Raw genomic sequence first — 24,398 nt, 5'->3', positions numbered from 1 at the left:
TCCCCCCTGTCACACGATCGCCATTCAGCCGTCATGGGTCACCCCGGTCACCGTGGTGCCCTCTTCTGTCAGGGAGTTGACCGGAGTACCGTCCGCGCATGCCGAGACGTACGCGCTTCACGATCTGGAGACCGTTCGCGACAGCGGTCGCCGCCGTCCTGACGGCCGCCCTCCTCACTCCGGCCGCCGCGCAGGCCGCCGGTCCCGACGGCCGGGCCGCCCACGAGAGCAGGCCCGTCTACTCGTACGCCCACGCCGTCCGCGAGTCCGTCTGGGTGGACACGGGCCTCGACGGGGACGGCGACGGGAAGCCCGACCGGGTCGCCGCCGACATCGTCCGACCCGCCGAGCCCGCCCGCGAGGGCCGCAAGGTGCCCGTCATCATGGACGCGAGCCCGTACTTCTCCTGTTGCGGACGCGGCAACGAGAGCCAGCTCAAGACGTACGACGCGCAGGGCCACGTCGTCCAGATGCCGTTGTTCTACGACAACTACTTCGTGCCCCGCGGCTACGCCTTCGTCGGCGTCGACCTCGCCGGCACCAACCGCTCCGACGGCTGCGTCGACGTCGGCGGCCGCTCCGACATCCAGTCCGCGAAGGCCGTGATCGACTGGCTGAACGGCCGCGCCAGGGCATACACCAGCCGGACCGGGACACAGACCGTCAAGGCCACCTGGACCAACGGCACGACGGGCATGATCGGCAAGAGCTGGGACGCCACGATCGCCAACGGCGTCGCCGCCACCGGAGTCGGGGGTCTGAAGACCATCGTCCCGATCAGCGGCATCTCCTCCTGGTACGACTACTACTTCGCGCAAGGCGCCCCGCTGTACGACGGCGGCCCCGCCGACCTGGCGGGCGACGTCGAGAGCGACGCGGCGAAGGCCCACTGCGCGGCCGTGCAGAAGAACCTCACCGACGGCAGCCCGCGCAGCGGCGACTGGACGTCGCTGTGGAGCGAGCGGGACTACGTCACGGACGCGGCCAAGGTGCGCGCGAGCGTGTTCCTGGTGCACGGGATGCAGGACCTCAACGTCCGTACCAAGCACTTCGGCCAGTGGTGGGAGGCCCTCGCGAAGCACGGGGTCGAGCGCAAGATCTGGCTCTCCCAGACCGGCCACGTCGACCCCTTCGACTATCGGCGCGGCGCCTGGGTCGACACCCTGCACCGCTGGTTCGACCATGAACTCCTCGGCTACGACAACGGCATCGACCGCGAGCCGATGGCCGACATCGAGCGCCACCCCGACCAGTGGGTGACCTCCCGGACCTGGCCCCCGCAGACCACCCGCACCACCGTCCTGCACCCGGCCCCCGGCGCGCGGAACGGCGTCGGCACGCTCGGCCTGCGCCCGGCCACCGGCACCGAGACCTTCACCGACGACCCGAAGCTGAGCGAGACCGACTGGGCGGCCCGTCTCACCGCCCCCACCCCCGAGAAGGCCGGCTTCCTCACCGCACCGCTCACCCACGACCTGCGCCTGTCCGGGTCGTCCACGGTGACGGTGACCGCGACCCCGACCACCGCCTCGGCCCACCTGTCCGCCGTCCTGGTCGACGTCGGCCCGGACACCATCCGCGACTACGCCGACGCTGCCGAGGGCATCACCACGCTCACCACGCGCACCTGCTGGGGCGAGAGCACGGCCGGGGACAGCGCCTGTTTCAAGGAGACCAGGGCCAGGACGGCCAAGGTCGACTACACCGTGTTCAGCCGCGGCTGGGCCGACCTCGGCCACCACGCCTCCCTCGGCAAGGGAGTTCCGCTCACCCCGGGCAAGGCCTGCACGATGACCCTCGACCTCGCGGCCACCGACCACGTGGTCCCCGCGGGGCACCGCCTCGCCCTGATCGTCGCGGGCACGGACAAGGACCTCATCGACCCGCCGTCCACCCGGCCGAGCCTGACCGTCGCGCTGGCCGGTACGACGGCCCGCCTCCCGCTGGTGGGCGGCGCGGCGGCCTTCACCCGTGCCACGTCCGGCTCGACCGCCGCGGCTGCCGCGCCCGGCGCCCTGGAAGGGGTCCGCCCACCCCGGGCGGCCCAGCACATCCCGGGGTAGCCGCGCTGTGACCCCGCGCGGGGGTGCCAGACCGCCCCGAGGGCGTCGCGGGCGCCGCGAACGGACGGGGCTCAGGCGGCCGGAAACACCAGTCCGGCCGCCTCCCGCGCACACCCCCACGCCACCGTGACACCGGCCCCGCCGTGCCCGTAGTTGTGCACCAGCGCGCGGCCGCCGGGCAGGGGCTGCCGTTCCAGCCGTACCGCGCCGCGGGCCGGGCGCAGCCCCACGCGGTGGTCGAGGACCCGCGCGCCCGCGATCTGAGGGCGGATCCGCGCGCAGCGGGCGACGATCGCCGCGGCGGTGGCCGGGTCCGGCTCCAGGGACCAGTCGTCCTCCTGTGCCGTACCGCCCAGCAGCAGGCCGCAGGGCTGCGGGATGAAGTACACCGAGGCGGCGCCGGAGTGCTCGACGGCGGTGAACCAGGTCGTCACCCCGGGGTTCGCCACGACGACCAGCTGCCCGCGCACCGGCCGCACCTGCGGATCCGGCACCAGCGAACGGGCGCCCAGCCCCGTGCAGTTGACGACGGCACGGGCGGGGACGGCCGTCAGGTCGCTCACCTCGCGCGCCTCCACCGTCCCTCCCGCCTTCCCCAACCGCTGCCGCAGCCAGGCCAGATACACCGGCATGTCGATCACCGGCAGCCGCGCCGTCAGACCGTCCGGCACCTCCCGGAGCCCCGGCACCCGGCCGGCCCAGTCGCCCAGGCCGTCCAGCCGCGTCCCCTCGTGTACGCCGTCGACCAGGCGTACGCCCGTCTCCTCGGGGCGCCGCGCCTGCTCCGTGTACACGGCGAGGGACTCCAGCGCCCACGCGCCCACCAGCCGCTCGGGCTCGATGCGGTACGGCCACCACAGGCCGCCCGCGACCGCCGAGGTCGTGCGCTCGGCGGGCTCCCGCGCCCACACCCGCACCCGGTGCCCGGACTCGGCCAGCAGCACGGCCGTCGTCAGCCCGGCGACCCCGCCCCCGACCACGATCACTTCGTCATTCGGCTCGTTGTCCACGCCTGGACGATAGAACCTGTCCGGACGACCATGTCATGCTGCGATCGGATTCGTCCCGGTGTGGGGATACTCACCACATGTCTGGCGCATACGCGACCTTCGGCCTGGCACCGGCGACCCGCGCGGGCGGCGTCCTCGCCGACGGCCGCTACCAGGTCCACCGCGACTTCGTGGACTTCGTCGTGGACGGCCGTCCACTGCTCTTCCAGCTGTCCGACCTCGACGCGGTCTCCCCGCTCGCCTCGGACGTGCCGCCCGCCATCTTCACCGAGCAGGTGCGCGCGCTGCTGCTGGAGGCCGAACCGCCGCTCCCGGCCGGCCGGTTCGTCCTCTACGGCTGTCCCGAGTGCGAGGACCTGGCCTGCGGCGCGGTCACCGCCGTCATCGAGCGCGACGGCGAGGACTACGTCTGGCGGGACTTCGCCTGGCAGACCGACGAGCACGCCGATCTGGAGCGCAACGGCTATCCCGGCATGGGGCCGTTCCGGTTCCGCGGGCCCGACTACCGTGCCGCCCTGACCGCCCTGCGGGACGGCTCGGCCGCGCCCCGGCGCAGGGTGCTGCTGATCGGCGCCCGGGTGGCCGTCCTCGCCCGGCTGGCCGCCGCGCTGCGCACCATCGGCATCGGCGCCGACATCACCCAGGACGCGCGCGGGGTCACCGCAGAGGAGCTGCGCGGCTACGGCGCGGTCGCCTTCGGCCGGGCGGTCGGCCCGGCCGAACGGGCCGCCGTGCTGCGGGCCTTCGAACAGGCCGGGGCCGACGTCACGGCGGTGGACGGCCTCGCCCCGATCGTGCCGCTGCTCGTCGCCCAGATCGAGCACGCCCTCGGCCGCGGCCCGCTCCCGCGCCGCCCGCTGACCGCACTGGCCGCCACCGGCACCACCGCGGACGTCGAGGTCGGCGCGGCATGCCGGGTGCGGATCACCGCGTACCGCCTCGACCGGTTGCACCGCACCCGCACCGAGGAGGTGTTCGACGGCGCGCTGGAGCCCGGCCGGCACCGGGTCCCGCTGGATCCGCGGGCGGTCAGGGGGGAGGCGTACGTCGTCGCCCGCACCGCGGGCGACGTGCGCGCGGCCCCCGTCGTCGGCGGGCAGCGCCGGCGGGCCCGCCCCACGGCGACCGGCAGGGAACGGGGCTGAGACCGGGGCACCGGGCGCATTAGGATCGGCGTCCTGATGACTGCCACCCTCGTCGCCAAGAACCTCGCCGCCGGGCACGGCGACCGCTCCCTCTTCTCCGGGCTCGACCTCGTCGTCGCGCCCGGCGACGTGATCGGGCTGGTCGGTGCCAACGGCGCGGGCAAGTCCACGCTGCTGAAGCTGCTCGCCGGGCTCGTCGCGCCCGAGCAGGGCGAGCTGCGGCTGTCCCCGCCGACCGCGGCCGTCGGCCATCTGCCGCAGGAGCCGGAGCGCAGGCCGGGGGAGACGGTCCGGGAGTTCCTCGCCCGCCGCACCGGCGTCGCCGAGGCGCAGCGTGTCATGGACGAGGCCACCCAGGCCCTGGTCGACGGCGCGCCCGGCGCCGACGACGCCTACGCGACAGCCCTGGAGCGCTGGCTGAACCTCGGCGGCGCGGACCTCGACGAACGAGCGGAGGAGGTCGCCGACTCCCTCGGCCTCGCCGTCGGCCTCGACCAGCCGATGACCGCTCTCTCCGGCGGCCAGGCCGCCCGCGCCGGCCTCGCCTCGCTGCTGTTGTCCCGCTACGACGTCTTCCTCCTCGACGAGCCGACGAACGACCTCGACCTTGACGGACTGGAGCGCCTCGAACGCTTCGTGACCGGCCTGCGCGCCGGCACGGTCGTCGTCAGCCACGACCGCGAGTTCCTCACCCGCACGGTCACCAAGGTCCTCGAACTCGACCTCGCCCAGCGGCAGATCAACCTCTACGGCGGCGGCTACGACGCCTACCTGGAGGAGCGCGAGGTGGCCCGGCGGCACGCCCGCGACGACTACGAGGAGTACGCCGACAAGCGTGCCGCCCTCCAGGACCGGGCGCAGATGCAGCGGTCCTGGATGGACAAGGGCGTGAAGAACGCCCGGCGCAAGGCGGGCAACGACAACGACAAGATCGGCCGCAAGTTCCGCAGCGAGGCCAGCGAGAAGCAGGCCGCCAAGGCCCGGCAGACCCAGCGCATGATCGAGCGCCTGGAGGTGGTCGAGGAGCCGCGCAAGGAGTGGGAGCTGCGGATGGAGATCGCCGCCGCGCCGCGCTCCGGCGCGGTCGTGGCGACCCTGCGCGACGCCGAGGTCCGGCGCGGCGGCTTCACCTTCGGGCCGGTGTCCCTCCGGATCGACTGGGCGGACCGGGTCGCGATCACCGGGGCCAACGGCGCCGGCAAGTCCACCCTGCTCGGCGCGCTCCTCGGCCGGGTCCCGCTCGACGCGGGCCACGCCGCCCTCGGTCCCGGCGTCCTGGTCGGCGAGGTCGACCAGGCCCGCGGGCTGTTCCACGGCCCGCAGACGCTGCTCGACGCGTTCTGCGCGGCCGTCCCGGACACCGAGCCGGTCGAGGTGCGCACCCTGCTCGCCAAGTTCGGGCTGAAGTCCGGCCAGGTGCTGCGCGCGGCCGCGACGCTCTCCCCGGGCGAGCGCACCCGCGCCGCCCTCGCCCTGCTCCAGGGCCGGGGCGTCAACCTGCTGGTCCTGGACGAGCCGACGAACCACCTCGACCTGCCCGCCATCGAGCAGCTGGAATCGGCCCTCGACTCCTACACCGGCACGCTCCTGCTGGTCACGCACGACCGCCGGATGCTGGACGCGGTCCGCGTGAGCAGGCGCCTGGAGGTGGCGGACGGCAAGGTGACGGAGCGGTAGCGCTGCGCTGGTCGGGCCGGGACGGGCTGGGCCGGGTCGTGCCGTGCCGTGCGTCGTGCGGCCGCGGCGCCGTCGTGGCTGGTCGCGCAGTTCCCCGCGCCCCTTCAGGCGCCGTACGGCACGGGGCCGGAGCCGCAGTGGCCCCGGCCCCGGCCCGGGTCAGCGCTTCTTCGGGTCGAGCAGACCCGCGCGGCGCAGCGCGTCGGCCATGGCGCTGTTCGCCGGGGCCGGTGCCTGCCGCCCGGCCCGGTCGCCGCCGCCCCGCCCCTGCCGCTGGCCCTGTCCCTGGCCGCCGCCCTGCCGCTGCTGGGGCGGCCGGCCGCCGCGCTGCTGGCGCCCGCCGCCCTGGCCCTGGCCGCCCTGCGGGGCCGCCTCGTCGTCCAGGCGCAGGGTCAGCCCGATCCGCTTGCGCGGGATGTCCACGTCCAGGACCTTCACCTTGACGATGTCCCCGGGCTTGACGACGTCCCGCGGGTCCTTGACGAACGTCTTCGACATAGCGGAGACGTGCACCAGGCCGTCCTGGTGGACACCGACGTCCACGAAGGCGCCGAAGGCCGCCACGTTCGTCACCACGCCCTCCAGGACCATCCCGGCGGACAGGTCGGAGATCTTCTCGACGCCGTCCTTGAAGGTGGCCGTCCTGAACGCCGGACGCGGGTCGCGGCCCGGCTTCTCCAGCTCCTTGAGGATGTCGGTGACCGTCGGCAGACCGAAGGTGTCGTCCACGAAGTCGGCGGGGCGCAGCGAGCGCAGCGCGCCCGTGTTGCCGATGAGGGACGCCACCTCCTGGCCGCTGGTCTTCACCATGCGGCGCACCACCGGGTACGCCTCGGGGTGCACGCTGGAGGCGTCCAGCGGGTCGACGCCGCCGCGGATGCGCAGGAAGCCCGCGCACTGCTCGTACGCCTTCGGGCCGAGCCGCGCCACGTTCTTCAGCTCCGCGCGGGAGCTGAAGGGGCCGTTGGCGTCGCGGTGCGCCACGATGTTCTCGGCGAGGCCGGACGAGATGCCCGACACCCGCGAGAGCAGCGGTGCGGACGCGGTGTTGACGTCCACCCCGACGCCGTTCACGCAGTCCTCGACCACCGCGTCCAGCGAGCGGGACAGCTTCACCTCGGACAGGTCGTGCTGGTACTGGCCGACGCCGATCGACTTGGGGTCGATCTTGACCAGCTCGGCGAGCGGGTCCTGGAGCCTGCGGGCGATCGACACGGCGCCGCGCAGCGACACGTCCATGTCGGGCAGCTCCTGGGAGGCGAACGCGGAGGCCGAGTACACGGACGCGCCGGCCTCCGACACCATCACCTTGGTGAGATTCAACTCCGGGTGCCTGGAGATGAGTTCACCGGCGAGCCTGTCGGTCTCGCGGGACGCCGTGCCGTTGCCGATCGCGACCAGGTCGACCGCGTGCTCCCGGGCGAGCCGGGCCAGCGTGGCGAGGGCCTCGTCCCACCTGTTGGCCGGGACGTGGGGGTGGATCACGTCCGTGGCGACGACCTTGCCGGTCGCGTCGACCACGGCGACCTTCACCCCCGTACGGAAACCGGGGTCCAGGCCGAGCGTCGCGCGGGTGCCGGCCGGGGCGGCCAGCAGCAGGTCGCGCAGGTTCGCCGCGAAGACGTTCACCGCCTCGTCCTCGGCGGCCGTACGCAGCCGCAGGCGCAGGTCGATGCCGAGGTGGACCAGGATGCGGGTGCGCCAGGCCCAGCGCACCGTGTCCGTCAGCCACTTGTCGGCCGGACGGCCCCGGTCGGCGATCTGGAAGCGGTGCGCGACGATGCCCTCGTACGACGACGGGCCGGGCTGCTCGCTCGGCTCCTCCGGCTCCAGGACGAGGTCGAGGACCTCCTCCTTCTCGCCGCGCAGCATCGCCAGGACCCGGTGCGAGGGCAGCTCGGTGAACGGCTCGGCGAAGTCGAAGTAGTCCGCGAACTTGGCGCCGGCCTCCTCCTTGCCGTCGCGCACCTTCGCGGCCAGCCGCCCGCGCACCCACATGCGCTCGCGCAGCTCGCCGATTAGGTCGGCGTCCTCCGAGAACCGCTCGGTGAGGATCGCCCGCGCGCCGTCCAGCGCGGCCTGCGGGTCGGCGACGCCCTTGTCGGCGTCCACGAACGCGGCGGCCGCCGCCAGCGGCTCCACCGACGGGTCGCCCAGCAGGCCCTCGGCCAGCGGCTCCAGCCCCGCCTCACGCGCGATCTGCGCCTTGGTGCGCCGCTTGGGCTTGTACGGGAGGTAGATGTCCTCCAGCCGCGCCTTGGTCTCGGCGCCGCGGATCCGCGCCTCCAGCTCGTCGGTGAGCTTGCCCTGCTCGCGCACCGACTCCAGGATCGCGGCCCGCCGCTCCTCCAGCTCCCGCAGGTAGCGCAGCCGCTCCTCGAGCGTGCGCAGCTGCGCGTCGTCGAGCATCTCGGTCGCTTCCTTGCGGTAGCGGGCGATGAAGGGCACCGTCGAACCGCCGTCGAGCAGTTCCACCGCGGCCTTCACCTGCCGCTCCCGTACGCCGAGTTCCTCGGCGATCCTGCCTTCGATGGATCCCACGCTGATGGATCCGCTGGACCCGGGTGTCGTCACGATCCCGTACCGCCTTCTCCACTGAGGTTGCGCGGCAATTGTGGCAGGTGGCACCGACAACCGTCGGTCAGGGCGGTTCACCGGCGGGCCGCGGACCCCCGCGCCGGGTCCGGCCGATGGCAGAAAAGGTGGGAAACTCGTCATTGCGGCCACGTCCAGGGCGGCGAAGACTGGCGGACATGCCGCAGCGCACGCTCCTCTTCGTCCTCTTCGACGGTGTCCAGAGCCTCGACGTCACCGGCCCGATGGAGGTCTTCGCCGGCGCCGAGAAACACACGCCGGGGTCGTACCGGATCCGCACGGCCTCCCTGGACGGCGGCCCGGTGCGCACCTCCAGCGGGCTGACCCTCGTCCCCGACGGGGCGCTCACCGCGGCGTCCGACCCGCACACCCTGGTGGTCCCCGGCGGGGCGGGCACCCGCGCGCCCGACCCGCGGCTGATCGACTGGCTGCGCGCCCACGGCCCGCGCGCCCGGCGACTGGTCTCCGTGTGCACCGGCGCGATCCTGCTCGCCGCGGCCGGGCTGCTCGACGGCCGCCGGGCGACGACCCACTGGGCCTACTGCGACAAGCTCGCCCGGGACCACCCGGCGGTCACCGTGGAACCGGATCCCATCTACGTCCGTGACGCGGAGGTCGCCACCTCGGCGGGCGTGACCTCCGGCATCGATCTCGCGCTGGCCCTGGTCGAGGAGGACCTGGACCGGGACGTCGCCCTCGACATCGCCCGGCACCTGGTGGTCTTCCTGCGCCGGCCCGGCAACCAGGCGCAGTTCAGCGCCCAGTTGGCGGCCCAGACGGCGCAGCGCGCGCCCCTGCGGGAGGTCCAGCAGTGGATCACCGAGCACCCGGCCGGCGACCTGACGGTCGAGTCGCTCGCCGCCCGCGCCCGACTCTCGCCCCGCCACTTCGCGCGCGCGTTCCGCGAGGAGACGGGCATGACCCCCGGCCGCTACGTCGACCGCGTCCGCCTCGAACACGCCCGCCGCCTGCTGGAGGACACCGCCGACGGCATCGAGGAGATCGCCCGCGCCGGCGGCTACGGCACCCCCGAGGCCATGCGCCGGGCCTTCCTGCGGGCCCTCGGCACATCACCCGCGGAATACCGCAGGCGCTTCCACCCGGCCCCGGCCCGCTGACCGCCCGAACACCCACCGAAGGAGATCACCGTGCAGATCGCCCTGGTCGTCTACGACCGCTTCACCGCCCTGGACGTCGTCGGCCCCTACGAGATCCTCGGCCGGCTGCCGGACGCACAGCTCGCCTTCGTCGCCGAGCGGCCCGGCCCCGTCCGCACCGACACCGGATTCCTCGCCGTCACCGCCGACCGGGCCCTGGACGAGATGCCGCACCCCGACCTCCTGGTGGTCTCCGGCGGCCCCGGCACCAGAGCCCAGATGGAGAACCCCGCCCTGCTCGACTGGCTGCGCGCCGCCGACGCGGCGAGCACCTGGACGACCTCGGTCTGCTCGGGCTCACTGCTGCTCGCCGCCGCGGGACTGCTGCGCGGCCGCCGCGCGACCAGCCACTGGGGCGTCCTGGAGACGCTGGCGCAGTTCGGCGCCGAACCGGTAGGGGAGCGGGTGGTGACCGACGGCAAGTACGTCACCGCCGCCGGGGTCTCCGCCGGCATCGACATGGCGCTCACCCTGACCGGCCGGATCGCGGGCGACGAACACGCCCAGGCCGTCCAGCTGCTGACGGAGTACGACCCGCGGCCGCCGTACGACGCCGGTTCCCCGGACAGGGCGCCCGCGCACCTCGTCGAGGAGCTCCGCACCGGCGGCCGGTTCAGTCTGACGTAGCCACGCTCCAGGTGAATCGGGGCGGGCGGCGCTCCAGGAACGCGGCGACCCCCTCCGCGGTGTCGGGGTTGCCGCGCGCCTGCTCGGCCCAGTGGCCGTCCCGGTCCGTGCGGCCGCCGGCGAACTCCTTCGCGGCGGCCTGCGTCAGCTGCGAGCGCGAGACCAGGATCCCGGTCAGCTCCGCCACCCGCTTGTCCAGTTCGCCCTCCGGCAGCACCTCGTCCACGAACCCGGTGGCGAGCGCCCGCCCGGCGTCGATCAACTCGGCGGTGAACAGCAGGTACTTGGCGGTGGCCGGGCCGACGAGCGAGACCAGCCTGCGGGTCGAGGAGGCCAGGTAGACGATGCCGAGCCGCGCCGGGGTCACCCCGAACAACGCGCCCTGCTCCGCCAGCCGCAGATCGCAGGCCGCCGCGAGCTGCGCCCCGCCGCCCACGCAGTGCCCGCGCACCGCGGCCACGGTCGGCTTCGGGAACGCCGCGAGCGCCTCCTCGGCCGCCACCGAGAGCGTCTGCGCCTCCTCCGGCGAGCCCTGCAGCGTGCTGATGTCCGCGCCCGCGCAGAAGGTCCCGCCCTCTCCGGTCAGCACCAGCGCCCGCACCCCCGGATCCCGCGCGAGGGCGTCCAGCAGCGGGGGCAGCGCCCGCCACATCGCGGCGGTCATGGCGTTGCGCTTGGCCGGGTGACGGATGACGACGGTGGCGACGGCGCCTTCGACGCGGTGCGACAGCTGGGGCTCCATGGGCCGGATGCTATGCGCCCCCGCGCGCGTCACCGAACCCCGCCCCCACGGGAAAGTAAGGAAAAATGGGGAGGGAAATGGCTAAATAGTGATGGGGGTGCGAGGGAGGCCGTGATGGCCAGAGCCGGGAAACGGAAGGACAGCGCGACCAGCCTGAGCCGTGGCTTCGGCCTGCTCGCGGCGCTCGGCGTGCTCCTCGTCCTCGCCGGACTCGTCGGACTCGTCTACACCGCGGTCGCCACCCTGACCTCGATGCTGCTGTTCGGCTGGCTGCTGCTGACCGGAGGCGTCGTCGGCCTGGCGCACGCGGTCCAGGCCCGCGGCACCAGCTACTTCTGGCTGGGCGTCATCGTCGCCGCCCTGAACATCGCGGCGGGCGTCGTCGTCATCCACCTGCCCCACGCCACGGCCGCCGCCCTCACCATGTTCGCCGCCCTGCTGTTCCTCACCGCAGGCATCTTCCGGCTGGCCGGCGGCCTGGTCGTACGCGGGCCGCAGCTGGGCTGGACGCTGCTCCTGGGCGCCTTCGACCTGCTGCTCGGGATCCTGGTCCTCGGCTCCTGGCCCAGCAGCAGCCAGTACGTGATCGGCGCCTTCTTCTCGCTGGCCCTGCTCTTCGACGGCCTCGGTCTCGTGGCCGCCGGCTACGGCGGGCGCCGTGTCGTCGGGCTCGTCTCGGGGAAGGGCGGGTCCAAACCCGTACAACCCTAAGAGTTCGCGAAGCGCCGCCAGGGGGGCAGGAAACAGTCCCACACGTGACCGTGTCATACGCACTCGGTCACAAAGCGCTCGATACCCGCTGACTTGTGTTCAGCCATCCGGCCCGGAGCGGATCGTTACCAACACTCGACGTGTGGTGACAATCGAGCGCGAGGGTGGCGACCGGACGATGGACAACCACGGGCGCGGGGACGGCCCGCGCCCAGCGGGGGGCGCCGAGCGGCCGCCCGATCCACTGCCGTACGAGGGCGTCTGGCGGTTCACCGCTCCGGCCGTGGACGCCTCGGTCCCGCAGGCCCGGCACGCCGTCCAGGACCTGCTGCTGCGCCAGGGCGTACCCCTCTCCGACGAGCTGGAGTACGGCCTGCTGCTGATCGTCTCCGAGCTGGTCACCAACGCGGTACGGCACGCGGCGCTGCTGTCGCCGATGCTGGCCGTGGAGGTCGCCGTCGGGGCCGAGTGGGTGCGGGTGTCCGTGGAGGACAACCACCCCTACCGGCCGACCCCCCTGGAGGCCGACCACGGCCGGACCGGCGGCCGGGGCCTGCTGCTGGTCCGCGAGGTGGCCCGGGAGGCGGGCGGCACCGTCGACGTGGAGCACACCGCGAGCGGCGGCAAGGTGATCTGGGCCGCCCTGCCGCTCAAGCCCGCGACGCTGCCGTGACGCTGGACCGGCGTGCTGCTCACCCGGCCGTAGAGGTGCTCACCAGCCCGTGGACGGGCCGGTCAGCTCCCTGATCGCCGGGCGGGCGGCGTCCAGCACGGTCATGAACCAGGCCGAGAACGGGTCGCGGGCGTGCCGCTCCGCCAGCTCGGCAGCCGTCACGAAGACGGCCTCGGCGACCTCGTCCGCGTCCGGCGCGAGCGGTGCCTGCACCAGGCCGACGAACAGGTGGTTGAACTCCTGCTCGACCAGGCCCGAGGCCGGGTCCGGGTGGTTGTAGCGGACCGTGCCGGCCTCCGCGAGCAGCGAGGGGGACACCCCCAGCTCCTCGTACGTGCGCCGGGCCGCCGCGGCGAAGGGCGCCTCGCCCGGGTACGGATGGCCGCAGCAGGTGTTGGACCACACGCCGGGGGAGTGGTACTTGCCGAGCGCCCGCTGCTGGAGCAGCAGCCTGCCCTGCTCGTCGAAGAGGAACACGGAGAACGCGCGGTGCAGCTGTCCCGGCGGCTGGTGGGCGGCGAGCTTCTCCGCCGTGCCGATCGTCACACCCTTCTCGTCGACCAGTTCCAGCAAAATCTGCTCTGCGGTGCCCGTCGACGAGCTGTGCGTCGCGGTGGCAGGTGTGATCGGCATACCCATCCTTCGCCTCGTTCTTCGCACCCCAAGTCTGCCGTACGAATCCGGCACTCCCGGCACTTCCCCGCACGTCCGCGCGCGGCGCCGTACCGGGACGGGGACCCGGTAGATCATCGTGCCCGGCAGGCCGCGACCGGAACCGCCCGCCAGGGCGAACGCCCGCACGGATGTTCAGTGGCACAGGCGTGCCTCGTGCTCCGCGTGCCCGCCCGGCTCCAGCTGGAAGGTGCAGTGCTCCACGTCGAAGTGATCGCCCAGGCAGCCCTGCAGCTCGTGCAGCACCTTCTCGTGGCCGATCGCGTTCAGCGCCGCCGGGCCGACCACCACGTGCGCCGAGAGCACCGGCATGCCGGAGGTGGTCGTCAGCAGCAGACGGTCGGCCAGGGCGGCGAGGATCTCGGCGCGGGCGTAGCCGGAGGTGCGGCGGGCGCCGGCCGGGCGGTTCGCGACGTGGATCGCGTGCAGCGCCCTTCCCCCGCCCTTCGCGGAACCCGTCCGGCAGGCCCGGTGAACTACGGGTGGGGGGTATCGGGCAACGCGGCACCGAACCTCGTTGTCATCTTCCCTGACCTGCGGAAACGTTCCGCAGAGCGTCAGCCGCCGTGGTGCAGCTGCCAGCCCTGCCAGGCCGAGGCGACCATCTCCCGTACGTCGCGTCGGGCCCGCCAGCCGAGTTCCCGCGCGGCGCGCTCGGCGGAGGCGACCGCGCGGGGCGCGTCGCCCGGGCGGCGTCCCTCGGTCACCGGCGCGCGGCGGTCCCCGGTGACCTCGCCGACGACCGTGATCAGCTCGCGCACCGAGACGCCCTCGCCGCGTCCGATGTTCAGCGTCAGGTCCCCCGCCGTGCCCTCCCCGGTGAGCCGGCGTGCCGCCGCCAGGTGGGCCTCGGCCAGATCGGCCACGTGGATGTAGTCCCGCACACAGGTGCCGTCCGGCGTCGGATAGTCGTCGCCGAAGATCCGCGGCGCCTCGTCGCGGGTGAGCCGGTCGAAGACCATCGGGACGATGTTGAACACCCCCGTGTCCGCCAGCTCCGGCGCCGCCGCACCCGCCACGTTGAAGTACCGCAGGCACACCGTGGAGATGCCGTACGCCGCTCCCGCCGCCCGCACCAGCCACTCCCCGGCCAGCTTGGTCTCGCCGTAGGGGTTCACCGGGGCGCAGGGGGTGTCCTCGGTGATCAGGTCCACGTCCGGGTTGCCGTACACGGCCGCCGAGGAGGAGAACAGCAGCCGCCGGACGCCGGCCCGGGCGACCGCGTCCAGCAGCGTGCCGAGACCGCCCACGTTCTCCCGGTAGTAGCGGGTCGGCTCGGCCACCGACTCCGCGACCTGCTTGCGCGCCGCGAGATGGACGACGCCCGTGACGTCGTACTCCCGCAGGACCCGCGTGAGCCGGTCCCCGTCCAGCGTCGAGCCCTCGACGAGCGGGACGTCGGCGGGCAGCCGCGCCGGCACCGCGGCGGACAGGTCGTCCAGCGCCACGACCCGCTCCCCGGCGCCCGTCATGGTCCGCGCCACATGTGCCCCGATGTATCCGGCTCCGCCGGTGATCAGCCACGTCATGGTCGCCCACCCTAAGCCGACCGCCGGGGTGTCTCCTTTGCCGGGGCTTACCCGGGTCTGCGCCGCCGGGTTTGTGGGCGGGGCCCCGTTTCCCCGATGATGATCGCGGCGAAGGCCGGGGCAGCCACCGTGGACAGGGCCGTGAACGGCCGGTGAACTCGGGTCCGGAACCATCCGATACCCTCGGCCGACACCCGGGTGCCGCACGCAGGCGCCCCACCATGCAAGCGACCGGCGCCCGCGCGCCGACACCCAGGGAGTGAGTTCGGTTGTCGACCGCCATCGTCACCGGTCAGCCGGTCCCCGGATCGTCCCTGGAGAACGATCTGCGGTCCCTCGGCTTCGACGTCCTGGTGGCCGTGGACGCCGCGGAGGCCGAGACCGCGCTCGCCGCCGCTGCGGCCACCGAGCGCGTGGCCCTGGTCGACGCCCGCTTCGTCGGCCACCCGCACGCACTGCGCCTCGGCCTCACCGACCCGCGCTTCCCGCTCGCCGCGGTCCCCGGCGCCGTCACCGCCCAGCCGGAGGCCCGGCAGGCGCTGACCCGGGCCGTGGCCCGCGAGACCTCCGCGGGCGGCGGCAGCGGTACGGCCCTCGCCGTCGCCGGCCTCACCGACCGCATCGTCACCGCCCTCGACGCCGACGGCGGCGAGGTGCACCGGCCCGAGCTGGGTAGCCTGGTCGCCGTGGTCCCCGCGGACCCGCAGGCCCTGGGCGAGGCGCGGCAGGCCGTCGCCGCCGTGGACGACGAGGCCGTACGCCTGAAGTCGGCCGTGAAGTCCCGCGACGGCTTCTTCACCACGTTCTTCATCAGCCCCTACTCGCGCTACCTCGCCCGCTGGTGCGCCCGCCGGGGCCTGACCCCGAACCAGGTCACCACGGCCTCGCTGCTCACCGCCCTGATCGCGGCCGGCTGCGCGGCGACGGGCACGCGCGCGGGGTTCGTCGCCGCCGGCGTGCTGCTGATCGCGTCCTTCGTGCTCGACTGCACCGACGGCCAGCTCGCCCGCTACGCCCTGAAGTACTCCACGCTCGGCGCCTGGCTCGACGCCACCTTCGACCGGGCCAAGGAGTACGCCTACTACGCAGGCCTGGCTCTCGGAGCGGCCCGGGGCGGGGGCCATGACGACGTATGGGCGCTGGCGCTCGGCGCGATGATCCTGCAGACCTGCCGGCACGTGGTCGACTTCTCCTTCAACGAGGCCAACCACGACGCCACCGCCAACACCAGCCCCACCGCCGCCCTCTCCGACAGGCTGGACGGCGTCGGCTGGACGGTGTGGGTGCGGCGGATGATAGTGCTGCCGATCGGCGAGCGCTGGGCGATGATCGCCGTGCTCACCGCGGCCACCACCCCCCGGATCACCTTCTACGTCCTGCTCGCCGGCTGCGCCGTCGCGGCGACGTACACCACGGCCGGCCGCGTGCTGCGCTCCCTGACCCGTAGGGCGCGGCGCACCGACCGGGCCGCCCGGGCGCTCGCGGATCTCGCCGACTCCGGCCCGCTCAGCGAGGCTGTACGGCGTGTGGCCCGGCGGGGCCTGCCGGGGCTCGCCGGGCCGGCCGTCGCCTTCCTCGGCGGTGCCGCGGTCGTCGCCAGCTCGGCCCTCACCGGCCCCGGCTCGGCCCTGCCCGTGATCGGTGCCCTGATCTACGTCCTGACCTCGGCTCTCGCCGTCGCCCGCCCACTGGGGGGCGCCCTCGACTGGCTGGTCCCGCCCTTCTTCCGGGCCGCCGAGTACGGCACCGTGCTGGCCCTCGCGGGCACGGCGGGGGTGAACGGAGCCCTTCCTGCGGCTTTCGGACTGGTGGCCGCCGTCGCCTACCATCACTACGACACGGTGTACCGCATACGCGGCAACGCCGGAGCACCCCCGGCCTGGCTGACGCGCGTCATCGGGGGCCACGAGGGGCGGACGCTGCTCGTCGCCGTCCTGGCCGCGGTGCTCACCGCTTCGCAGTTCACGGTCGCGCTCACGGTCCTCGCCGTGGCCGTCGCCCTGGTGGTGCTCGCCGAGAGCATCCGCTTCTGGGTGTCGTCTCATCTCGGAGGCGCACCCGCCGTACACGATGAAGGAGAACCCGCATGATCGGCCTCGTGCTGGCGGCCGGCGCCGGACGGCGTCTGCGCCCCTACACCGACACCCTGCCCAAGGCGCTGGTGCCGGTGGGGCCGGCAGGTATAGAGGACTCGATCACGGTTCTCGACCTCACGCTCGGCAACTTCGCCGAGATCGGCCTGACCGAGGTCGCGATCATCGTCGGCTACCGCAAGGAGGCCGTGTACGAGCGCAAGGCGGCGCTGGAGGCGAAGTACGGCCTCACGCTCACCCTCATCGACAACGACAAGGCCGAGGAGTGGAACAACGCCTACTCGCTGTGGTGCGGCCGTGACGCCCTCAAGGACGGGGTGATCCTCGCCAACGGCGACACCGTCCACCCGGTCTCCGTCGAGAAGACGCTGCTCGCCGCGCGCGGCGAGGGCAAGAAGATCATCCTTGCCCTGGACACCGTGAAGTCCCTCGCGGACGAGGAGATGAAGGTCGTCGTCGACGCCGAGAAGGGCATGACGAAGATCACCAAGCTGATGGATCCCGCCGAGGCCACCGGTGAGTACATCGGCGTCACCCTGATCGAGGGCGACGCCGCCCCCGACCTGGCCGACGCGCTGAAGACGGTCTGGGAGACCGACCCGCAGCAGTTCTACGAGCACGGCTACCAGGAGCTGGTCGACCGCGGCTTCCGCATCGACGTGGCGCCGATCGGCGACGTCTCGTGGGTCGAGATCGACAACCACGACGACCTGGCCAAGGGGCGGGAGATCGCGTGCCGCTACTGACCCGGCTGATCCCCTCGCCGGTCGTCGTGGACATCCGCCCGGGTGCCCTGGACGACCTGGCCGGAGTCCTCGCCGACGAGCGCATCGCGCAGTCCGGCCGGCTCGCCGTCGCCGTCAGCGGCGGCTCCGGCGCCCGGCTGCGCGAGCGCCTCGGCCCCTCGCTGCCCGGCGCCGCCTGGTTCGAGGTGGGCGGCGGCACCCTGGACGACGCGATCCGGCTGGCCGGCGACATGAAGTCCGGCCACTACGACGCCGTCGTCGGGCTCGGCGGCGGCAAGATCATCGACTGCGCCAAGTTCGCCGCGGCGCGCGTCGGCCTGCCCCTGGTCGCCGTGCCGACGAACCTCGCGCACGACGGTCTGTGCTCGCCGGTCGCGACGCTGGACAACGATGCGGGGCGCGGCTCCTACGGCGTGCCGAACCCGATCGCGGTCGTCATCGACCTGGACGTGATCCGTGAGGCCCCGGCCCGCTTCGTCCGGGCCGGCATCGGTGACGCGATCTCCAACATCAACGCGGTCGCCGACTGGGAGCTGTCGAACCGGGTCAACGGCGAGAAGATCGACGGTCTCGCCGCCGCCATGGCCCGCCAGGCCGGCGAGGCCGTGCTGCGCCACCCCGGCGGCATCGGCGACAACGACTTCCTCCAGGTGCTCGCCGAGGCGCTCGTCCTCAGCGGCATCTCGATGTCGATCTCCGGCGACTCCCGCCCGTCCTCCGGCTCCTGCCACGAGATCAACCACGCCTTCGACCTGCTGTTCCCCAAGCGGGCGGCCGCCCACGGCGAACAGTGCGGATTCGGCGCGGCCTTCGCGACGTACCTGCGCGGGGCCCACGAGGAGGCGGCCCACACGGCCGAGGTGCTGCGCCGGCACGGGCTTCCGGTGCTGCCGGAGGAGTTCGGCTTCACCGTGGACGAGTTCGTCCGCGTCGTGGAGTTCGCCCCCGAGACCAGGCCCGGCCGCTACACGATCCTCGAACACCTCGCACTCAAGCCGAACCAGATCAAGGACGTCTACGCCGACTATGTCAAGGCCATCGGTAGCTGAACTCCGTCCGGTCGTCCACCCCGCCGGGGTGAAGGACCGGCGCAGTGGCGAGCATTGGATGGGACGCCTCTACATGCGTGAGGTGTCCCTGCGGGTCGACCGCTACCTGGTCGGCACCAGGGTCACGCCCAACCAGCTCACGTACCTGATGACCGTCTTCGGCGTCCTCGCGGCCCCGGCACTCCTGGTGCCGGGGATCTGGGGCGCCGTGCTCGGCGTGGTCTGCGTCCAGATGTATCTGCTGCTGGACTGCGTCGACGGCGAGATCGCGCGCTGGAAGAAGCAGTACTCGCTGAACGGCGTCTACCTGGACCGGGTCGGCGCCTATCTGACCGACGCCGCGGTGCTCGTCGGCTTCGGCCTGCGCGCCGCCGACCTGTGGGGCGGCGGCCGTATCGACTGGCTGTGGGCCTTCCTCGGCACGCTCGCCGCGCTCGGCGCCATCCTGATCAAGGCCGAGACGGACCTCGTCGGTGTCGCGCGGCACCAGGCCGGCAAGCCGCCGGTGAAGGAGGCCGCCGCCGAGATGCGCTCCTCCGGCATGGCGCTGGCCCGCCGGGCCGCCGCCGCGTTGAAGTTCCACCGGCTGATCCTCGGCATCGAGGCGTCCCTGCTGATCCTGGTGCTGGCGATCGTCGACCATGTGCGCGGCGACCTCTTCTTCTCCCGGCTGGGTGTCGCCGTGCTGGCCGGCATCGCCCTGCTGCAGACCCTGCTGCACCTGGTGTCCATCCTCGCCTCCAGCAGGCTGAAGTGAGCGCCGTGAAGGTCGGTGCCGTCATCATCACGATGGGCAACCGGCCCGAGGAGCTGCGGGCCCTCATCGACTCGGTCGCGGGGCAGGACGGCGACCCGGTCGAGGTGGTCGTCGTGGGCAACGGCTCACCCGTCCCGGACGTCCCCGAGGGCGTGCGGACGATCGAGCTGCCGGAGAACCTGGGCATCCCCGGCGGCCGCAACGTCGGCATAGAGGCCTTCGGGCCGAGCGGCCGCAATGTCGACATATTGCTGTTCCTCGACGACGACGGCCTGCTCGCCCGGCACGACACCGCCGAGCTGTGCCGCGAGGCGTTCGAGGCCGACCCGGAGCTCGGCATCATCAGCTTCCGCATCGCCGACCCCGAGACCGGCGAGACCCAGCGCCGCCACGTGCCCCGGCTGCGCGCCTCCGACCCGATGCGCTCCTCGCGCGTCACCACCTTCCTCGGCGGCGCCAACGCCGTGCGCACCCGGGTCTTCGCGGAGGCCGGGGCGCTGCCGGACGCGTTCTTCTACGCACACGAGGAGACCGACCTGGCCTGGCGGGCGCTGGACGCCGGCTGGATGATCGACTACCGGTCGGACATGGTCCTGTACCACCCGACGACGGCCCCCTCGCGGCACGCGGTCTACCACCGCATGGTCGCCCGCAACCGCGTCTGGCTGGCCCGCCGCAACCTGCCCCTGCCGCTCGTCCCCGTCTACCTCGGAGTCTGGCTGCTGCTCACGCTGCTGCGCCGCCCGTCCGTGCCGGCCCTGAAGGCCTGGTTCGGCGGCTTCAAGGAGGGCTGGACGGCTCCGTGCGGTCCGCGCCGTCCCATGCGCTGGCGCACGGTGTGGCGGCTGACCCGGCTGGGCCGGCCCCCGGTGATCTGACCGACCCGGCTGGGCCGGGCTCCCACGATCTGAGAAGCTTCTCTTACCTGAAGAGAGCAAGCTTCTTACCCGAGAGAGTCCGGATTCCCACTCGTGAGTCACACAACCCAAGACGGCGGTGTCGCGGTGAGCGCGATACCGTCGCCCGACGAGGGACCGACGGCCGCGCAGCTCGCCGCCGCGTACGGGCTCGCCGTCAGCGGCGCCCGTCCCTCGCTCGCCGAGTACGTCCGTCAGCTGTGGGGCAGGCGCCACTTCATCCTCGCCTTCTCGCAGGCCAAGCTGACGGCCCAGTACAGCCAGGCCAAGCTCGGCCAGCTCTGGCAGGTGGCGACCCCGCTGCTGAACGCGGGCGTGTACTACTTCATCTTCGGTGTCATCCTGCACGCGAGCCGCGGCCTGTCCCAGGACGTCTACATCCCGTTCCTGGTCACGGGCGTGTTCGTGTTCACCTTCACGCAGAGCTCGATCATGTCGGGCGTCCGGGCGATCTCCGGCAACCTGGGCCTGGTGCGCGCCCTGCACTTCCCGCGCGCCTCGCTGCCCATCTCCTTCTCGCTCCAGCAGCTCCAGCAGCTGCTCTTCTCGATGATCGTGATGTTCGTCGTGGCGATCGGGTTCGGCAGCGGTCCGAGCCTGTCCTGGCTGCTGATCGTGCCGGTCCTGGTGCTCCAGTTCCTGTTCAACACCGGGCTCGCGCTGATCGTGGCCCGCCTGGGCGCCAAGACGCCGGACCTCGCCCAGCTGATGCCGTTCGTCCTGCGCACCTGGATGTACACCTCCGGCGTGATGTTCTCCATCAGCAAGATGATGGAGGGCCGCTCGGAGCTGGCCGTCCGGCTGCTCCAGGTCAACCCGGCCGCGGTCTACATGGACCTCATGCGTTACGCCCTCATCGACGGCTACGGCGCCTCGAACCTGCCCCCGCACGTGTGGGCCATCGCGCTGTTCTGGGCCGTGGTCGTCTTCGCCGGCGGCTTCGTGTTCTTCTGGAAGGCGGAGGAGAGGTACGGCCGTGGCTGAGCAACCGCACGACCTGGCCACGGGCGCGCGCAGGCCCACGGTCATCGCGGACGACCTCCACATCGTCTACCGCGTCAACGGCGCCAGGAGCGGCAGGGACGGCGCGACGGCCGCGCTCAGCCGCATCGTGCGGCGGGGTTCCGGCGACGAGGCGCGGGGCGTGCGCAGGGTCCAGGCCGTACGCGGGGTCTCCTTCGTCGCCCACCGGGGCGAGGCCATCGGCCTGATCGGCTCCAACGGCTCCGGCAAGTCGACCCTGCTGCGCGCCGTCGCCGGGCTGCTGCCGGCCGAGCGCGGCAAGGTCTACACCGACGGCCAGCCGTCGCTGCTGGGTGTCAACGCGGCCCTGATGAACGACCTCACCGGTGAGCGCAACGTCATCCTGGGCGGTCTCGCCATGGGCATGTCCCGGGAGCAGATCAAGGAGCGGTACCAGGAGATCGTGGACTTCTCGGGGATCAACGAGAAGGGCGACTTCATCACCCTCCCGATGCGGACGTACTCCTCCGGCATGGCCGCCCGGCTGCGGTTCTCCATCGCCGCCGCCAAGGACCACGACGTACTCATGATCGACGAGGCCCTCGCCACCGGTGACCGGGGGTTCCAGAAGCGCTCCGAGGACCGCATCCGGGAGCTGCGCAAGCAGGCCGGAACGGTCTTCCTGGTCAGCCACAACAACAAGTCCATCCGTGACACGTGCGACCGCGTCCTGTGGCTGGAGCGTGGCGAACTGCGCATGGACGGGCCGACCGACGAGGTACTGAGGGAGTACGAGAAGTTCACGGGCAAGTAGCCTGTTTTCGGCCAGGGGTCCGTCGGCAGCCGTCCGGTCGGGCCCCGGTCGCAAAGGAAACGTCAACTCCGGTCTGCGCAAGGAATCTTGACGCCAATCGGTGTGTTGTTGTGATGTGCGGGACACCCCGGCGGACCTCGATGCGTTGTACAACGTAAGCTGTACCGGTCCCGGAAAGCGGCAAGTGGGGCGATACCGCGCGGCACCCTGCGCCAGGGCGACCCCGCGGATCGCCGGGCGGCGTGTCCGAAATAGTGTGTATTGGGTCGGCAGTGTAGAACGGGAGATGTGACGGCAATGGCTACGGAAACTCCCCAGCTCAACGCAGCATGTGCCGTCCCCGCCACGGGCTGCGGGCGATGACGGCCACCGAGACGGCGCCGGACCCGGAACGCGCCACCCTGGACAAGGCCGCGAGCGAGAACTTCCCCGTGGCCCCCTTCTTCCTGCCCCGGGCCTGGCGCGACGATCTCATGGCCGTCTACGGCTTCGCCCGCCTCGTGGACGACATCGGCGACGGCGACCTCGCCGCCGGCGGCGCCGACGCCCGCCTGCTCGGCGTGTCGGCCACCGAGGCCGAGAACCGCCTGGTCCTGCTCGCCGCCTTCGAGGCCGACCTGCGCCGCGTCTTCGACGGCACCCCCGCCCACCCGCTGCTGCGCCGCCTCCAGTTCACCGTCCGCCGCCGCGGCCTGACCCCCGAACCCTTCCTGGGCCTCATCGCCGCCAACCGCCAGGACCAGCTCGTCTCCCGCTACGAGACGTACGACGACCTGCTCGCCTACTGCGAACTGTCCGCCAACCCCGTCGGCCGCCTCGTGCTCGGCGTGACCGGCACCGAGACGCCCGAGCGGATCCGCCTCTCCGACGCCGTCTGCACCGCCCTCCAGATCGTCGAGCATCTCCAGGACGTCGCCGAGGACCTCGGCCGCGACCGGATCTACCTCCCCGCCGCCGACATGAAGCGCTTTCACGTGCAGGAAGCGGATCTTGGCGCGAAAACCGCGGGCGCATCGGTGCGCGCCCTGGTTGCATACGAAGCACAACGCGCCCGCGATCTGCTGAATGAAGGCGCCCCCCTGGTGGGTAGCGTCCACGGCAGGTTGAAGCTGCTGCTCGCAGGGTTCGTGGCGGGGGGAAGGGCGGCGATCCGGGCGATCGCCGCCGCCGATTACGACGTACTTCCCGGCCCGCCCCGACCCGGCAAGGTCCAGTTGCTGCGTGAGGCGGGCGTGATCCTGCGAGGAGAGGGGTGATCCGGACCGTGGAGTCTCCGTCGCACGTGTCCGCGCCGGTGCTCGCCGCCTACAGCTACTGCGAGGCCGTCACCGGGCAGCAGGCCCGTAACTTCGCGTACGGCATCCGGCTGCTGCCCACGCCCAAGCGCCGCGCCATGTCGGCGCTGTACGCGTTTTCCCGGCGCGTGGACGACATCGGCGACGGCGACCTGCCCGCCGAGACCAAGCTGACCCGCCTGGAGGACACCCGGGCACTGCTCGCCCGGGTGCACGCCGACGAGGTCGCCGAGGACGACACCGATCCGGTGGCCGTCGCCCTCGCCCATGCCGCCCGTGCCTTCCCGATCCCGCTCGGCGGCCTGGACGAGCTGATCGACGGCGTCCAGATGGACGTGCGCGGTCAGACGTACGAGACCTGGGACGACCTCAAGGTCTACTGCCGGTGTGTCGCCGGTGCCATCGGCCGGCTCTCGCTCGGCGTGTTCGGCACCGAACCGGGCGCGCGCGGCGCCGAGCGCGCCCCCGAGTACGCCGACACCCTCGGCCTCGCGCTCCAGCTCACCAACATCCTCAGGGACGTCCGCGAGGACGCCCAGGGCGGCCGTACCTACCTGCCCGCCGACGACCTGGCCAAGTTCGGCTGCTCGGCCGGGTTCGAGGCGCCGACGCCACCGGAGGGCTCCGACTTCGCGGGCCTCGTCCACTTCGAGGTCCGGCGGGCCCGCGCCCTTTTCGCCGAGGGCTACCGGCTGCTCCCCATGCTCGACCGGCGCAGCGGCGCCTGTGTCGCGGCCATGGCCGGCATCTACCGCCGCCTGCTGGACCGCATCGAGCGCGACCCCGAGGCCGTGCTGCGCGGCCGGGTCTCGCTGCCCGGACGCGAGAAGGCCTTCGTCGCCGTGCGCGGCCTGTCCGGGCTCGACACCCGCAACGTGACCCGCCATGTCGCGCCCCGCTCCGTCAGGAGGCGCGCCTGATGGACCTCGCCGAACCAGCCGAACCAGGGGACGTGCGGCAGGCAACCCCGCACTCCGGCGTGGCGTCCCAGTCTGCGACGGCTGACCGTGCACCGTTCAACCTGCGGGCTCGCGCTCCACAGGGGCGCGAGGCCGTATCCGACAGGCGGCTGCCGCCGCGTGGGCACGATCGGCCACGAGGGACCCGCGGACACCGGGCGGCCCGTCACGGCACCCCCTGCGGGGCGCATGTATGGAAGGACG

General features: G+C 72.8%; 21 protein-coding genes and 1 pseudogene. 16 read left to right on the top strand and 6 right to left on the bottom strand.

Annotation, left to right across the window (positions count from 1 at the left end; translation table 11 throughout):
• Window positions 1-98 precede the first annotated feature (98 nt).
• The gene (locus BIV23_RS37635) at window positions 99-2,063 is read left to right on the top strand and encodes a Xaa-Pro dipeptidyl-peptidase (RefSeq protein ID WP_071385478.1); all 1,965 of its coding nucleotides are present in this window, start codon (window positions 99-101) and stop codon (window positions 2,061-2,063) included.
• A gap of 71 nt (window positions 2,064-2,134) precedes the next feature.
• On the opposite strand, the gene BIV23_RS37630 is transcribed toward BIV23_RS37635, so the two are convergent.
• A complete protein-coding gene (locus BIV23_RS37630; protein ID WP_071385566.1) occupies window positions 2,135-3,049 on the bottom strand; it encodes an FAD-dependent oxidoreductase in 915 nt (304 codons plus the stop codon).
• 101 nt (window positions 3,050-3,150) lie between these two features.
• On the opposite strand from BIV23_RS37630, the gene BIV23_RS37625 reads away from it, so the two are divergent.
• Together BIV23_RS37625 and BIV23_RS37620 are read left to right on the top strand one after the other, a co-directional pair.
• On the top strand, window positions 3,151-4,218 hold the full coding sequence (locus BIV23_RS37625; RefSeq protein ID WP_071385477.1) for an oxidoreductase: 1,068 nt from the start codon (window positions 3,151-3,153) through the stop codon (window positions 4,216-4,218).
• Between the two features lie 36 nt (window positions 4,219-4,254).
• The gene (locus BIV23_RS37620) at window positions 4,255-5,895 is read left to right on the top strand and encodes an ABC-F family ATP-binding cassette domain-containing protein (RefSeq protein WP_071385476.1); all 1,641 of its coding nucleotides are present in this window, start codon (window positions 4,255-4,257) and stop codon (window positions 5,893-5,895) included.
• 159 nt (window positions 5,896-6,054) lie between these two features.
• Here BIV23_RS37620 and BIV23_RS37615 read toward each other — a convergent pair whose 3' ends face one another.
• Window positions 6,055-8,469, bottom strand: a complete 2,415-nt coding sequence (locus BIV23_RS37615; protein ID WP_071385475.1) for a Tex family protein — start codon at window positions 8,467-8,469, stop codon at window positions 6,055-6,057.
• 179 nt (window positions 8,470-8,648) lie between these two features.
• Here BIV23_RS37615 and BIV23_RS37610 point away from each other — a divergent pair, with 179 nt between their 5' ends.
• Both BIV23_RS37610 and BIV23_RS37605 read left to right on the top strand, forming a co-directional pair.
• Complete coding sequence (locus BIV23_RS37610; RefSeq protein WP_071385474.1) at window positions 8,649-9,608, top strand: GlxA family transcriptional regulator; 960 nt, start codon at window positions 8,649-8,651, stop codon at window positions 9,606-9,608.
• Window positions 9,609-9,638: 30 nt separating this feature from the next.
• The gene (locus BIV23_RS37605; RefSeq protein WP_071385473.1) at window positions 9,639-10,274 is read left to right on the top strand and encodes a DJ-1/PfpI family protein; all 636 of its coding nucleotides are present in this window, start codon (window positions 9,639-9,641) and stop codon (window positions 10,272-10,274) included.
• Here BIV23_RS37605 and BIV23_RS37600 read toward each other — a convergent pair.
• The gene (locus BIV23_RS37600; protein ID WP_071385472.1) at window positions 10,261-11,016 is read right to left on the bottom strand and encodes an enoyl-CoA hydratase/isomerase family protein; all 756 of its coding nucleotides are present in this window, start codon (window positions 11,014-11,016) and stop codon (window positions 10,261-10,263) included. The genes BIV23_RS37605 and BIV23_RS37600 overlap by 14 nt on opposite strands.
• 114 nt (window positions 11,017-11,130) lie before the next feature.
• Here BIV23_RS37600 and BIV23_RS37595 point away from each other — a divergent pair, with 114 nt between their 5' ends.
• Entirely contained in the window at window positions 11,131-11,727 is a 597-nt protein-coding gene (locus tag BIV23_RS37595) for an HdeD family acid-resistance protein (protein WP_071385471.1), read from the top strand.
• A 178-nt stretch (window positions 11,728-11,905) separates the two neighbouring features.
• Entirely contained in the window at window positions 11,906-12,400 is a 495-nt protein-coding gene (locus tag BIV23_RS37590) for an ATP-binding protein (RefSeq protein WP_071385470.1), read from the top strand.
• A gap of 39 nt (window positions 12,401-12,439) precedes the next feature.
• Here the strand turns inward: BIV23_RS37590 and idi are convergent, their stop codons facing one another.
• From idi to galE, 3 genes and pseudogenes are all read right to left on the bottom strand, one after another.
• The gene (gene idi, locus BIV23_RS37585) at window positions 12,440-13,033 is read right to left on the bottom strand and encodes an isopentenyl-diphosphate Delta-isomerase (RefSeq protein ID WP_071385469.1); all 594 of its coding nucleotides are present in this window, start codon (window positions 13,031-13,033) and stop codon (window positions 12,440-12,442) included.
• 174 nt (window positions 13,034-13,207) lie between these two features.
• A pseudogene (locus BIV23_RS47545) lies at window positions 13,208-13,399 on the bottom strand (cation diffusion facilitator family transporter); the annotation flags it as partial.
• A 230-nt stretch (window positions 13,400-13,629) separates the two neighbouring features.
• Window positions 13,630-14,601 (bottom strand): UDP-glucose 4-epimerase GalE, encoded by a 972-nt coding sequence (gene galE, locus BIV23_RS37580; protein WP_071385468.1) that lies wholly within the window; start codon window positions 14,599-14,601, stop codon window positions 13,630-13,632.
• Window positions 14,602-14,870: 269 nt separating this feature from the next.
• Here galE and BIV23_RS37575 point away from each other — a divergent pair, with 269 nt between their 5' ends.
• The 9 genes from BIV23_RS37575 (at window position 14,871) to hpnD (ending at window position 24,155) form a co-directional block, all read left to right on the top strand.
• Window positions 14,871-16,691 (top strand): DUF5941 domain-containing protein, encoded by a 1,821-nt coding sequence (locus tag BIV23_RS37575; RefSeq protein WP_071385467.1) that lies wholly within the window; start codon window positions 14,871-14,873, stop codon window positions 16,689-16,691.
• A complete protein-coding gene (locus tag BIV23_RS37570) occupies window positions 16,688-17,440 on the top strand; it encodes a phosphocholine cytidylyltransferase family protein (RefSeq protein WP_071376708.1) in 753 nt (250 codons plus the stop codon). Before BIV23_RS37575 ends, BIV23_RS37570 begins: the two co-directional genes overlap by 4 nt.
• On the top strand, window positions 17,428-18,489 hold the full coding sequence (locus tag BIV23_RS37565; protein WP_071385466.1) for an iron-containing alcohol dehydrogenase family protein: 1,062 nt from the start codon (window positions 17,428-17,430) through the stop codon (window positions 18,487-18,489). Before BIV23_RS37570 ends, BIV23_RS37565 begins: the two co-directional genes overlap by 13 nt.
• Window positions 18,467-19,246 carry a CDP-alcohol phosphatidyltransferase family protein gene (locus BIV23_RS37560; protein WP_079173652.1) on the top strand — a complete coding sequence of 260 codons (780 nt, stop codon included), beginning with the start codon at window positions 18,467-18,469 and terminating at the stop codon, window positions 19,244-19,246. The genes BIV23_RS37565 and BIV23_RS37560 overlap by 23 nt, the downstream gene beginning before the upstream one ends.
• A gap of 5 nt (window positions 19,247-19,251) precedes the next feature.
• Entirely contained in the window at window positions 19,252-20,124 is an 873-nt protein-coding gene (locus tag BIV23_RS37555) for a glycosyltransferase family 2 protein (RefSeq protein ID WP_071385464.1), read from the top strand.
• 93 nt (window positions 20,125-20,217) lie between these two features.
• Window positions 20,218-21,147 carry an ABC transporter permease gene (locus BIV23_RS37550; RefSeq protein WP_071385463.1) on the top strand — a complete coding sequence of 310 codons (930 nt, stop codon included), beginning with the start codon at window positions 20,218-20,220 and terminating at the stop codon, window positions 21,145-21,147.
• On the top strand, window positions 21,140-21,940 hold the full coding sequence (locus BIV23_RS37545; RefSeq protein WP_071385462.1) for an ABC transporter ATP-binding protein: 801 nt from the start codon (window positions 21,140-21,142) through the stop codon (window positions 21,938-21,940). Before BIV23_RS37550 ends, BIV23_RS37545 begins: the two co-directional genes overlap by 8 nt.
• A 359-nt stretch (window positions 21,941-22,299) precedes the next feature.
• Complete coding sequence (gene hpnC / locus BIV23_RS37540; RefSeq protein ID WP_071385565.1) at window positions 22,300-23,196, top strand: squalene synthase HpnC; 897 nt, start codon at window positions 22,300-22,302, stop codon at window positions 23,194-23,196.
• The gene (hpnD, locus tag BIV23_RS37535; RefSeq protein ID WP_071385461.1) at window positions 23,193-24,155 is read left to right on the top strand and encodes a presqualene diphosphate synthase HpnD; all 963 of its coding nucleotides are present in this window, start codon (window positions 23,193-23,195) and stop codon (window positions 24,153-24,155) included. Before hpnC ends, hpnD begins: the two co-directional genes overlap by 4 nt.
• Window positions 24,156-24,398: the final 243 nt, after the last annotated feature.

Source organism: Streptomyces monashensis, from assembly GCF_001866665.1.
Lineage (GTDB): Bacteria > Actinomycetota > Actinomycetes > Streptomycetales > Streptomycetaceae > Streptomyces > Streptomyces monashensis.
This window is presented reverse-complemented; position numbering and strand designations above follow the sequence as displayed.